Source organism: Aneurinibacillus soli (assembly GCF_002355375.1).
GTDB lineage: Bacteria > Bacillota > Bacilli > Aneurinibacillales > Aneurinibacillaceae > Aneurinibacillus > Aneurinibacillus soli.
Genome location: NZ_AP017312.1, coordinates 3,069,294 through 3,081,432 on the forward strand (window position 1 = coordinate 3,069,294; position 12,139 = coordinate 3,081,432).

Here is a 12,139-nt window from a genome sequence, read left to right on the forward strand (position 1 = left end):
TCACCTCGGCTTTCGTTTTACACCACATCTGGACTGACCAGAAGCTTGCCAATAATGCCATCTACCGCATCTGTAGCATTTACTTCTGGGCGACGGCGTCCGCTGTGCAAGATAGCATAAATATCGCCTACAGAGGTTGCCACGCCGCGATCTACAACGACACGTAGCTCCTTGCCTTGGATGGTTTGTGGAAGATGAACCTCCACATATACGGCCTGTCCGTTATGCTGAGTTACGACTGTGGCATCCGCCAGGTCTTTTCCACCCTGCCGGACTTTCACAATGTTAGCCGGATCGGATACTTTAATGCTGGTTAAAAACAAGCAGCCTTCATATCCCGTTGTATCAATCGGATTCGATTCAACTGTACCTGTTGTCGATGTAGTAGACGAGGACAGCTTTACGATTTTAACTTCTGTAGAGAGATTCAATACTCCCACCTCTTTCATAGAATTTAAAAATGGGCGATCCGTTTAGTTGGATCAACCCATTTTCAGACGTACAAATGCTTCTTCCATGACCGGCATACCGTCACTTTCCATACGACCAAGGAAACCTGTTTGATTTGTCTTAGCAAACAGCTCAAGCAGGCGCTGCATTTGGAAATCGAGGGCATCTGCAATCCAGTAGAATTGAAAATCACCCAAAATACCTACGTAGTTACCACTTGAAACATCATTTGGAGCATATTCGCTCATGACATATGGCAATTCGAGAATACGGTCCGGAGCACCGTTTGCAATACCAGCCTGCCAGATGTATTGCCCATTATTATCTTTCAATTTGCGAATTTCCTTAATCACGTCACGGTGATAAATCCATTTGGCACGTGGAAGATATTGTGGTTTCAGGCTGTATTTCGCCTCAATCAGGCTATCTGGTTTAATCACTGTAGCCGTATTCCCACCAGATACATCCCGTTTCGAACTAATTCCGTTTTCTGACTTCGTAAACAGTCCAAGTGGCTTTTTATCTCCATCACCTGTCATATAAGCTTTCTCCATCGTAACCGCAAACTTATAAGCTAGACGTCCGTTGATTAAGTCTTCCACGTTCATAGCGCCTGTTCGGAGAAGCTTGTTCGATACTTTTATCCATTTTGCTAATGGATGTGGGGTAAGCTCCCGATTACCGAACTTGACCGTGCCTTCATTTCCGTAGGCGAGTTCGGATGTCCATTCGGCATCGTCGATATCTTCCTCTAAGGTCGGGACACCCAAACTCTTGGCTGTATCCAACGGGATCACTCGCGCCAGCTGACGAATGACAACGGCATCATCCACCTTTTTCAGCAGCTCATTCACAAACTTTTTCGGTGCCACAATGTAGCCACCACTCGCATCATTACCTGCCATCAGTGATCTAAGCTCTTCGTTACTCATCGATTCACGACCGTTAAGCATGAATCGCATAAACGTATCGCGATATTCCTGTGTTTCACGCGGATCATCGCGATGTTCCGGATCTGCTCCCGATCCTGCACCAGGATTGTTTCGTGTCGGGTCATGTTGCCGCTGATTCAGCTCCATTTCAAGTTCAATCTGACGTTCTTCACGGTCAATGTCCTTTCTCAACTGGTCTACATCGGCCATGATCTTGTCAAACTGCTGCTCTTCATCAGCTGTCATGCCGCGTTTTTCCTGTTCGGCACGTTCGATCAGTTTACGACTTTCTTCCACCAATGACGCGCGTTTCTCACGCATCTCTCTAATCTTTTTCATCTACGCCTCCATTTCCGCCAGCGCAATTCGCTTGCGCATAGCATCAAACTTTTGTTTTCGTTGTTCCTGCTCTTCTTTTGCTGCTTCTTGGTTCTCCGCATCACGAGACGCTGTGAATCGTTCAAACGTTCGCTTTGCGCTGCGCATATCGACGGAACTGTCTGGATATGCCGGGAATGGTGTTGGAGAAATCTCATACAGATTGACTTCGATCAGTGTGCGAATCACATCGGATGGATCATCGTAATCCCATTCATCCTTCACAACTTCAAAACCGAAGCTCACACCGTCTACATCCCCACGCCGGATCGATTCTGCTGCATCCTTGCCCCATGTTGTATTCGGAAGATCCAATTCAAAACGGAGTGCCATGTCATCTTCCCAGAGACGGAGTGTCCGGTTCTTTGTGCTTCCAAGTACCAGATCCGAATTATGGTTCCAGAGAGCCTTAATGATCGACTTACGTAGCGATTTATCAAACGCCCCTTTTCGAACCTTCTCTCGAAAACCCCAAAGTGGAACAGATAACTGTTCAAACATAACAACATCGCCGGAAACAGTCGGCGCTCCCGCTTCTCCTTCCATTCGCACTTCAATATTGGACAGCGTGAAGGTCCGCTGTTCGAACTTTTCGTTTTTCTCGTCATTCATGGTATCACCTCCTCTCACGTTATCGATTAGCCGCTATTCCACATTCGCAACCATTATGCAAAGGTGGATGTTTAATGTTCTTTTTCGGCTTCAATGGCATTTCATCCTCATTGCCTACCAGATCCTCACCTTCGGCAACAAAGGCTTGATCAATGCCAATTATTTTTCCGTCCAGGCGTTTACAGAAGTCGCATACTTCTCCGCTTGACGTTACCCAGACAAGTTCACGAACGCCGTGTTTTTTATACGCCGCTTTCGCAACCGCATTGGCCGTCCGCACTGACTGGCGTTTTGCTTCCTGCTCCGGTCGCTTTTCTTTCCACCTTGTTGTTTCTTTTTCAATCACTTCTACAAGGCCCACACTGTTCGAAACCCCATCATTTATGACCTTAGTGATTCGATTCTTTGACCTGGTAATATACCGGAGCGCCATAGAAGTCACAATGGCTGCAATAAATGGCTGTAGCGATATTTCTTCTTCGGCTTCCAGTTCATCCGCAACGCCTTGAATGATCGTATCGGCCAGCGAAAGAATAACCGGCATCATTTCTTCTTCGAAGTACACCTGAAAATCATCGTAATAATCATCAAGCCACAGATTAAACAGGTCTATATTCCGCTGCTGGAACAATTCATTCGCTTTCTGCAGCACATCGCCTGCTTCTTTTTCCGCGATCCGTGAGAAAGCTCGGTCCAACGTCTTCCGATAGTTTTTGGTTACACGACTGCGTAGTTCATAAACTCTTCGCTGGCGAATCCTACGCAGTTCGGCTACTTTCTGAGCTTGCAATGACCGTTCTTCCGAAGTAGTACCCGACTCATTTCCCTGTGTATCAGGACCATCAATCACATACTGTGCTGGCATCATATTGAGAGGAACCAGATAGACTTTGCCCTGTCCATCCGGAAGGGCATTCATGTCCTCCAGCTCTCGAATATCGTCCGCACTCAGCCATCCGTTCTGTCGACCGATAGAATACGCTTCATACCGGCTTTTTATATCTCCACGTAGCAGGCCATCAATCACATGGCTAATGGAAAATTTCTTTCTGTCCTCCTCTGACAGCAAATCCTTTTGCATCTGCTGTTCCCAACGGACCAACCAGGGACGAATCGTGTGCGTGACAAACTCAATGGACTGGTGCTCGATGTTCCCAAACGTCGACCTATCCAAGTCAGCCAGCATATGAGGGGGAACACGAAAAAAACGCGCGATTTCAGATATCTGAAACTTGCGCGTTTCTAAAAATTGAGCGTCATTCGGAGGGATCATGTTCTTGGCAAACGTCATCCCCTCTTCCAGGAGCATCATTCGATGCGCCTTACCCAATCCCTCATATTTCTCCTGCAACGATTTTCGCAACCGTTCAAAAGATCCATCGTTCAACGTACCTGGATGAGTGACTACAGCACCTACATTGGTTCCATTTTTAAAGAAATCGCTCCCGAATCGTTCCGCATACATCCCAAGTTCAAATGATTTTCGTGCCATTTCCAGAGGGGCATATCCAATCAGTCCATCAAAACCAAGACCAGGTATATGCAGAACACGCTCTCGTGGCAAACTTATACGTTGTCCATCGATTGTGGTCTCATAGTATAGCTCTTTCTTTCCCTTAGCCCTCACCGGCTTTGTTCGATCTGGCAGTAGTGGCCAAAGCCCACGTATTCTCCCGGCCTTATCGTATTCAACCTCAGCATAACAATTGCCCCAAAGCGAAAGGTGAAGCTGTGCTGTCTCTCGAAACTTAAAAGCTGTCATTTCTTCATTGGCGACATTGTGCAGCACATCGTACAACGGATGATCTTTTGCTTTTTCTTTCCCACCGTCCATCTGCTGATATACATTGAGAGGTAAGGAGGCGATCGTTTCTGATAGAATCCGAACACATGCCCAAACAGCCGTGAGCTGAAGCGAATTATTTTCATTGGCGCTAATCTCCTCGACACTTTGCCCGCGCATCCAGCCAGAAAGACTGCCTCCAGCTGCTTCTTGTTCGCTTCTTTTCTCAAAAAATCGCCCGAACATTCGTGATAGAACCGGCAGTTTCAATTTTTCTCACCCCCTTTAAATCGTTCTGATGTCTTGTTTCTCGTAAATGGATGGTCGATTCTCGAATCCAATCCGCATAACACGGACATGCGCCGTAATCAAAGAAGCAATCGGGTCAATTCGATCCGTTGATTTATCTTTATCTAACATGATGTTCTCTTGTGCATCTTGTTTCGTTACTGCATTTGATATGGCCCAGGATAAGACTGGGTTATTATTGTGTACAATCTTGTTTTGCAGAACTAATTCACGGAATTTCTTAGTCGGCTCTGAAAGCGTCTTGACACCCTGGCGGATTTCAAGCATTTCATATCCGTCCATTTGCATCTCTTGTGCAAAGTGAGTAGCATTGTACGGATCAAAGCCTATCTCTTTGAGCTTCCACTTATTTTGTTGAATCTGCTCTTTGATGTATGCCGCAATGAACTTGTAATCAACCACAGCGCCTGGAGTAGCTGTAATCCACCCTTGCTTCACCCATAGATCATACGGAACCTTATCGGTTTGTCGTTTGGCAGCAATCGTATCCTCCGGCATGAAAGAATGGCTGAGTACAGCAATCCTTCCGTCATCAAGAGGAAACTCAAAACTTACACTGGTCAAGTCGATTGTTTTTGAAAGGTCAATACCACCATAGCCTTCACGACCTTGCAGATCCGGCATTGGCTCTTTTCCACACTCGTTCCATTTGTTCATAGGCATATAACCGTTTTCTTTCTGGTCAACCCATATGTTCATGTTTTTTGTGAGGAAGTTCCGCATCTTCTCTGGAACATCAAGCGCCGCTTTTAATTGACCTCTTAAATAGCTTACTCCTTCCTCATATGAACAAAGGATAGGATTTGCTTTCGCCCAATTATTTTCATCTTTAATATCATCATCCTTCTCTAATTCATTGATCATTACAAAGTATTCTTCATTTTCAATGGGGTTGTCAGGGTCTAATATTTTTGAAACATATAAATATTCAACAGAGTAGCAAGGATTTTGCAACTCAAATCCGGCAGTTGTAATTACCATCATTAACGGCTGCACCCTGGCACCCATGCCAGAATCTAAAACATCATAAATTTCAGAGGTTTTATGCGCATGGTACTCATCAATAATGCCACATTGCGGATTAAAGCCATCCCCAGACTTATTAGCATCCTTAGACAGTGCTTCAATAAATGAGCCGGATTTCAAATGCTCTATTTTTCCATAAGCAATTTTATATTTCCCCTTCAAAAATCTGCATCCTTTTATTTGAGCTGCAGTTTCCTTCCAAACAATTTTAGACTGCTCTGTTTTTGTAGCCCCTATATAGACTTCAGACATGTTTTCGCCTAATGCCATAGATTCATAGGAAGAAACACAAGCAAGGCTTTGTGACTTCGCATTTTTTCTTCCGACCTGCCAGTAAGATTTCTTAAAGCGTCTGTATCTATTTTTCTGTTGAACCCATCCATAAATATTTCCAAAAACGAATATCTGTATGAAATCAGGTTGAATATCCTGCCCCTGTAATTTACCTTTTGTATGTTTGAATAGTGTCATCCACTTTAAAAAACGCCATGCTTTTTCTTCGTCAAATATATAAGGGAAGTCATCAGATCCTTCTCTTTCTATATCACGTAAAAACCTTTCGCATGCCCATTTATGTTTCTGACAGGCGACAATTGCACCATTCAAGACATCATAAGAATAATCAATAAGCCATTCCTTAAGCATTAAACATCACCAAATGTTTTTTCTAACTCATCCGGTTCCTTCTCTTCTTTCTTAGGAATAACAAGGCGACACCGCGAAGAAATTGTTAGCCCAAGGTCACCAGCTGCCTGTCTACATTGCTTGAAAAGTTTATCCTGGTTGAGCAATAGCTCTGAGTAGCTTTCATTTGCAACCATCTTAGTCCCTTCTTCAATAACAGTTCCCTTCCGGTCTGTTTTTGTGTACTCAACCATTTCGGTAGGACTAATACTCAGCAAAGCTTCTGTGATATTAAGGTACATCTTTCTTGCTAATACGAAACGCGCCAGCGCATCGACATCGAGATTTGTCATGATCCCAATGCGCACCAACTCTTTTGCAATCTTGTTGAACTCTTTTTTTAGGTCAGGAGAAAGATAAGCCGGAGGACGAACTTTATCCGATGGTGCCTTCACTTCTCTTTCCTTCCGTTCTTCAATCTCCTGTTTCGTTAGATGCTTCTTACCTTTAATTAGTAACAATTCAACGGGTTGTCGCTGCCCTGCCATCTTATCACCTCCCGTTTTTGAAATTTCTCGTGGGGAATTTTTTTCGCAGAAGACGGACGGCGCGGTCTCTAGAAATTGTTTTCTAGCTTTTTCACCCCCCTACCCCTTTCCGGCTCCACCTCCATCACTCTTATCCATCGATAAAGGGATATAATTACCGAATCCTCCATCTTCTTTAGCAGTTTTCGAATCATGGTGTCTTTTACAAAGTGGCTGCCAGTTCTTTTCGTCCCAAAACAATACATGGTCACCTTTATGCGGAATAATATGGTCAACAACTTCCGCTACCACCGTATTCCCTTCTGCCTGGCACTCTTTACACAATGGATTCCTTGCCAGAAACATTTTCCGCGCCCGCCTCCATCTTGCGTCATATCCTCGCTGGGAAGCTGATCCGCGATCTCTGTCGTATGTCCTTGCCTTCTTCCTATGTTCTGGACAGTATCGTTCTTCTGTTATGTTTGGACACATAGGAAAAGAACAAGGTTTCTTCATTCTCTTAGCCAAGATTCACACCTCTTTGCAATAAAAAAACTGCCCTTATTGAGCAGCAATTATCACATATATCTGGTTTAACAAATATCGGTAATCAATAAAATAACTAATACCTATTCGATAATGATTCTAATTCATCTTCTTTACTTTTAATCAAATCTTCCAGTGAATAATATTGATTGTTTTTTTTCTTATTAAAATCCTCCTTTTGTGTGTTAAAGTACTTTTTATCGTTAATGTCATCGAATTTAATGTCCTCTATCTCTTCTTCTGAGAATACCCGAATCATGCTATTTGCAAAATCATGATTTGTACTTAATCTCCCTGTGTAAGAATCATAATAGAAAAACCAGTAATGTATCCTCATAAATTCTTTGAATGATGATTCGTCTAAATCCAACAAATTAATCATCCTTTTTAGGAACGAGCAAACACAATAATTTACTGTTTGTAATACTCGCAAGTACATTTGATCTCCTATTGCATCACTATCTTTTTCAAAGCAATAAAGAACTTGACCATTATTAGAATCTTTTAATACTGATTCTATCAGTGAACTTCCATGAACTGAATTAGACCATAATCCATAACTTATTTTATATAAGAAAGTTAGATTTGTTCTGTGTGCCATTTCATCAATTTTTGGAAACTCACCTTTTTCATTAAAACCATACTGTCGATATTTCTCACGTGATAATTCATTCTTTACTTCTTTATTTCGCTTAACAATTTCACGTCTGTTACTCCACCAATCACTTTCCGAAGCAATTTCAACTGAATATGCCTCGAGCATAGCTCTAAACATAGAGGCTGCTTCTACGTGCTTATATTTATCATACTCCTTGTAAAGATCATATTTTGCGATGTATTCAAACCGTATGAAAAGCTCGATTATTCTTCTTGCTATTACTGTTGAGTCTATATATGTTTTTTCTTCGAAAAGCAACGTCTGAAATGATCTATATCCTTTATATAAATTAACAAAAAATCTTAAAATAACATCCTCTTTTAAAGAGTATTTATCCTTTATAATTTTCTTTTGTAGCTTAATGCACTCTTTATTTATACTTCTTGTTAATTGCATATTACCGTGATAGTTTTGATTCTTTCTTATTATATCTTGCGCTGTCACTTCGTTTCTCATTTCCCTCTCCCCAATCCTAAGTATTATTGTGATAAAAAAATCGTACAATTAAAAGCACAATAATAAAATTAATATTTTTTATGAAAAGAATCAAAATTTACCCAACTTGATTGAGGATCTGGAAGAGTGATATATACCAGCAAAGCAGGCTTTTAATCTAAGTAAAAGGGCACAGCGTTCTGCTACGCCCCTTTATTTACTAACCCGCTTCACAATCATTTTTACAGCTGACATTTTCTCATTCAACTGGAAGAAGTCCGGTGCTCCAGTCAGATCGAAGCCAGTGCGAGCAAGAATGTGTCTGCTAGAAGCAATCGACTTCACCATTTGGTTTACAGCTGTTGCACCTACAGCTTGTACATCCGCTTCTCCGTGTTCCCGTAATGCTTGTGCAATTGCTCTTGCTGTATTGTTAACGCTGGCAGTAGCTGTAACTTTGATTACTTTCATATCTATCATCCTTTCTCTAATAGTTTTAGTTGTGTAAGCAGGCAGCAGGAGTCGAACCTGCGTAACAGATTAAAAGGCTGCCGTTCTACCGTTGAACTATACCTGCATAATAAAAGCATTTCGTCTCTATCAATCACCCGGGAGGAATGGCTGGGATTGTAGAGGCGACAGATCCACGCTTATCACGTCGATACAAGCCTTTTGATGGAATGTCTTATTTCCATCGCTCCCCGCAGCTGTGTTACTGGCTGACTCTGACCGCTCCTCCCGTTTTTACTGCTTTCCGATCTTGATCGGCCGCACGGTCTTCACTGTCACCCAGCACCTAATGCCCGAGTACGCCATTGATATGGGAAAGGCGCTGTCTCCCGTTATATGTGAAGTTGTGAGTTGAAACTGCATAGCCTCCTGCTCACGCCGAATTTTTATTAAAAGAGCGGTAAAAATCTCTTAAACAAATCGTATAACGTCCAAAAAATTCTCGAAGTGCCCAAAAAGGTACCCAATTTGTTTGATTTTTCTCCGATTTTTGTTTGAAATGACCTAAAAAATGATAAAAATCAGCTTATTTTTGATGTTTTTTATTCGAAAAACGGGGTTTTTCTTTCACATGATGGCAAGTATTGCGGAGCTGAAGCGCGATATTATAGTGGAACGATCACGCGCTGGATTAGAGGTTGCCCGTGTTCGAGGCAGAGTCGGAGGACGCCCACGTAAACAGGCCAAAAATGTTCAACTGGCACTCAAAATGTACACAGCATTGATGAGATCGTGAAGACATCTGGTATAGGCCGGACGACTTTATACCGATATATAAACGAACGTATTGATAAGAAATAGAATCAACCAAACAAAAAAGCCAATAATCCCCATAAAAGAAGTCATCGGCTTTTGTATGTCTTTTAGCTGTGATTAAAATTAAGAACCTTGATACTCAGAATGTATATTTTGTAACTCCTTACTAACTATCTTTTTTCTTTTTTCTCGCTCCTCTTTTTCCAGCTTTTCCTCAAGTATTAATATAATCGCTGCTCTCACTGTATCAAAGTGAGCCAAACATTCTTTGTCAGTTAGTTCGTGAACCCCTTTACTTAGAATGCTGTATAGTACCGGATTGTTAACCAAAAATTCTGGTAGGTGATCTTTAAGTTTTTCGATTTTTTCCTTCATCCTCAAGCTAACGAAATCATCCTCTTTTATGGACGAATCTGCTTGTGTTACCTCTTTGATCTTATCAAAGATTAATTTCTCGAAAATCCTACGCAAGTAAACGAACGAGCCAACTCCTACACCATTTGCTTTTAATCCAACAGCAGTATGAAATTCTTTAGCAAGTTTTTTGTCACCCAAAGCTTTTCTATACCTTTTAGCTGTGTTATCAAAGTCAGCAATGGACGGATATTGACCTATCTTAACAATGTATCCATCATCTGTAAGATGAAAGATTACATAGGACTTATGCTTTTCCTTTGCAGTACACTCAAAATTTATTTGGAAAGTTCTGCTGCTTCCAAACACTTTTTTTGTTAATTCATTGTACATCTCATTAAATTTACTTTTTGCTTTATCATGGCAAAAATCATAGTGTTCGTCACAACTTATGTCCGCTTCCGATACAAGTACGTTGTCTTCATATTTGTCTTCCAGTTTAAATCCTTTATACGAAATATGCACTTCTCTGTCGCAAGACGGACAGTAATTAAGAAATATTTGACTTTCAGTAAAGAATAATGTCTTAAAATAACTAAAGTCCTTGTTCTCTAGAAATTCAATGTAATCAATTACATCAGGATAGTCATCATCATCTCCATGATACGTTACGTCCTGACCATGTTTCGTCTCAATTGATGTATTAATCTTTATCTTTTTGTATAAGGGAAAACTAAATAATAGTTGGCTTCCTTTTCCTATAAAATCACTTAATCTTACTTCTGACATTACAACCCTCCTTATATTAAAGCTAGTATGAAACATCTAAGTAAATGATAGTGGTATCAATTGCTAAAATCAAATAAAAAACGCTCAGATAATCCCGAGCGCTTTTGCAATGTTTGTAATAGCAGCGTTTTTCTTTTTGTAGTACTTCCACCGCTTAATCCCTAATCCTATGAAAATATCGATGTCATTCGTCTCTACCGAACTGAGATACTTCTCTTCAATGATCTTTCGCTCTATGGTGTCCAGACCTTCCTGTAGTGCGCGCTCGATCTGCCGGAACTTTAACTCACTCCGCTTCTCGCTTTCTTCATCCTGGCTTAATGTCGGGAACAGATCGATGACGCCAGCCACCTCCCGCTCCGTTTTATTCTTCTGCTGTACCTTCAGTACCCGATACTCATTAAGTAACTCGATAACCTCATCTTGTACACATTTTCCGAGTTGCTCTGCCGCCATGTTCATCCGCTCCCCTTTTAATCGTTGTAGTTGTGCCTTGTCTGTCTGATCGCTCCGTTTACCCTCTGCCAGCTTCCACCGCCGCGCATTATTCGCTCAATCTCCATCAGTTCGCGTTCCCGAGCGCTTATCCGGATCGGTGCTGGCAGATTATCTTTTTTAGGTACCTGTGTAACTGCAACTGGATTTCTCCTCCGGCGTCTCCGCTTCACTTTTTGTGCCAGCAGCTTCTTTTTTTCATCACTTAGATAGTCACTGAACTTTGGCATCAGCCTCGCCTCCTTGAAATAAAAAAAGGACATCAACTGATAAGCGCTATAGCAGCTCAAATAAAGCTGGCAAGCAACTTACAAGTTGATGTCCCCTGGTTGTTCCAGTGAAACAGCAACGGCTATTTACACGCTTTTCTGTGGTATCTCCCGGTTGTTCCGGTGAGTACTGCTACCACTTATGCGATTCGATACAATGATGGGTAGTGATTTCGTTGTTATGCGTGTTAATTTCGTATTTCCCAAACGAGGGAAGGTCATAAATTTCAGCCTTGTCTGCACCGATGATGATGACCTGTGGTTTGCCTGTGATCAAATCCTGTAGCTGTTTTTTCAAATCCGGCATACGACTTTTTTCTTTGTTGTTTGCCATTTCACTACTCCCCCGTTCATGGTAAAATTATAGTGTACATACGAACGAGGTTTCCCCTACTGGTTGCCGCCAGCAGGGGATTTTTCATATTTGCTAGACTTCGTCAGACTCTTCAAAGACATAATCATCGGCAACTGGTGCAACAGAAACGATACGCCCATCTTCTGATTTGACAGAAAGTCCTCTTAATCCAGTTATATCAATTTCAAAAGCACGGTTTTGCGCTACAATCCATACTTTATGATCATCCGGTTCTACTGTGACAGATTGTCCTCCCTCATCTGCTGGCAATTCTCGCATCGTAAGCTTGTCTGAGAAAATTTCACTAATTGGCTTTTTATTCATCTCTTCT

At 41.8% G+C, this 12,139-nt stretch carries 16 protein-coding genes and 1 tRNA gene; 2 read left to right on the forward strand and 15 right to left on the reverse strand.

Features of this window, described 5'->3' with window-relative positions:
- Positions 1-17: 17 nt before the first annotated feature.
- From CB4_RS15495 to CB4_RS15540, 10 genes are all read right to left on the reverse strand, one after another.
- Positions 18-449, reverse strand: a complete 432-nt coding sequence (locus tag CB4_RS15495; protein ID WP_231956035.1) for a hypothetical protein — start codon at positions 447-449, stop codon at positions 18-20.
- A 33-nt stretch (positions 450-482) separates the two neighbouring features.
- Positions 483-1,721: a phage major capsid protein gene (locus tag CB4_RS15500; RefSeq protein ID WP_096466656.1), complete on the reverse strand. Its 1,239-nt coding sequence runs from the start codon at positions 1,719-1,721 to the stop codon at positions 483-485.
- A complete protein-coding gene (locus tag CB4_RS15505) occupies positions 1,722-2,372 on the reverse strand; it encodes an HK97 family phage prohead protease (protein ID WP_096466657.1) in 651 nt (216 codons plus the stop codon). It abuts the gene before it with no gap.
- Between the two features lie 19 nt (positions 2,373-2,391).
- Positions 2,392-4,425, reverse strand: coding sequence for a phage portal protein (locus CB4_RS15510; RefSeq protein ID WP_197703123.1), 2,034 nt, complete (start codon positions 4,423-4,425; stop codon positions 2,392-2,394).
- A 15-nt stretch (positions 4,426-4,440) separates the two neighbouring features.
- Positions 4,441-6,135 carry a terminase large subunit gene (locus tag CB4_RS15515; protein ID WP_096466658.1) on the reverse strand — a complete coding sequence of 565 codons (1,695 nt, stop codon included), beginning with the start codon at positions 6,133-6,135 and terminating at the stop codon, positions 4,441-4,443.
- Complete coding sequence (locus CB4_RS15520) at positions 6,135-6,662, reverse strand: phage terminase small subunit P27 family (RefSeq protein ID WP_096466659.1); 528 nt, start codon at positions 6,660-6,662, stop codon at positions 6,135-6,137. Before CB4_RS15520 ends, CB4_RS15515 begins: the two co-directional genes overlap by 1 nt.
- 99 nt (positions 6,663-6,761) lie before the next feature.
- On the reverse strand, positions 6,762-7,007 hold the full coding sequence (locus CB4_RS21985; RefSeq protein ID WP_309146606.1) for an HNH endonuclease signature motif containing protein: 246 nt from the start codon (positions 7,005-7,007) through the stop codon (positions 6,762-6,764).
- A gap of 256 nt (positions 7,008-7,263) precedes the next feature.
- Positions 7,264-8,301, reverse strand: coding sequence for a DUF5677 domain-containing protein (locus CB4_RS15530; RefSeq protein ID WP_096466660.1), 1,038 nt, complete (start codon positions 8,299-8,301; stop codon positions 7,264-7,266).
- A gap of 192 nt (positions 8,302-8,493) precedes the next feature.
- Positions 8,494-8,751, reverse strand: coding sequence for a stage V sporulation protein S (locus CB4_RS15535; protein WP_157738008.1), 258 nt, complete (start codon positions 8,749-8,751; stop codon positions 8,494-8,496).
- Between the two features lie 36 nt (positions 8,752-8,787).
- Positions 8,788-8,857: transfer RNA gene (locus CB4_RS15540), tRNA-Lys, on the reverse strand.
- Between the two features lie 504 nt (positions 8,858-9,361).
- Between CB4_RS15540 and CB4_RS21900 the strand changes: the two genes are divergently transcribed.
- On the forward strand, positions 9,362-9,526 hold the full coding sequence (locus CB4_RS21900) for a hypothetical protein (RefSeq protein ID WP_269459506.1): 165 nt from the start codon (positions 9,362-9,364) through the stop codon (positions 9,524-9,526).
- Positions 9,523-9,591 carry a hypothetical protein gene (locus CB4_RS21125; protein WP_231956263.1) on the forward strand — a complete coding sequence of 23 codons (69 nt, stop codon included), beginning with the start codon at positions 9,523-9,525 and terminating at the stop codon, positions 9,589-9,591. The genes CB4_RS21900 and CB4_RS21125 overlap by 4 nt, the downstream gene beginning before the upstream one ends.
- A gap of 78 nt (positions 9,592-9,669) precedes the next feature.
- Here CB4_RS21125 and CB4_RS15545 read toward each other — a convergent pair whose 3' ends face one another.
- The 5 genes from CB4_RS15545 to CB4_RS15565 all read right to left on the reverse strand — a co-directional run bounded on the left by CB4_RS15545 (position 9,670) and on the right by CB4_RS15565 (position 12,132).
- Positions 9,670-10,689: a hypothetical protein gene (locus CB4_RS15545; RefSeq protein WP_096466662.1), complete on the reverse strand. Its 1,020-nt coding sequence runs from the start codon at positions 10,687-10,689 to the stop codon at positions 9,670-9,672.
- 84 nt (positions 10,690-10,773) lie between these two features.
- Positions 10,774-11,145, reverse strand: coding sequence for an ArpU family phage packaging/lysis transcriptional regulator (locus CB4_RS15550; RefSeq protein WP_231956036.1), 372 nt, complete (start codon positions 11,143-11,145; stop codon positions 10,774-10,776).
- 17 nt (positions 11,146-11,162) lie between these two features.
- Complete coding sequence (locus tag CB4_RS15555) at positions 11,163-11,414, reverse strand: hypothetical protein (RefSeq protein ID WP_096466664.1); 252 nt, start codon at positions 11,412-11,414, stop codon at positions 11,163-11,165.
- 172 nt (positions 11,415-11,586) lie between these two features.
- Positions 11,587-11,787 carry a hypothetical protein gene (locus CB4_RS15560; protein ID WP_096466665.1) on the reverse strand — a complete coding sequence of 67 codons (201 nt, stop codon included), beginning with the start codon at positions 11,785-11,787 and terminating at the stop codon, positions 11,587-11,589.
- A 93-nt stretch (positions 11,788-11,880) separates the two neighbouring features.
- The gene (locus tag CB4_RS15565; RefSeq protein WP_096466666.1) at positions 11,881-12,132 is read right to left on the reverse strand and encodes a hypothetical protein; all 252 of its coding nucleotides are present in this window, start codon (positions 12,130-12,132) and stop codon (positions 11,881-11,883) included.
- Positions 12,133-12,139: the final 7 nt, after the last annotated feature.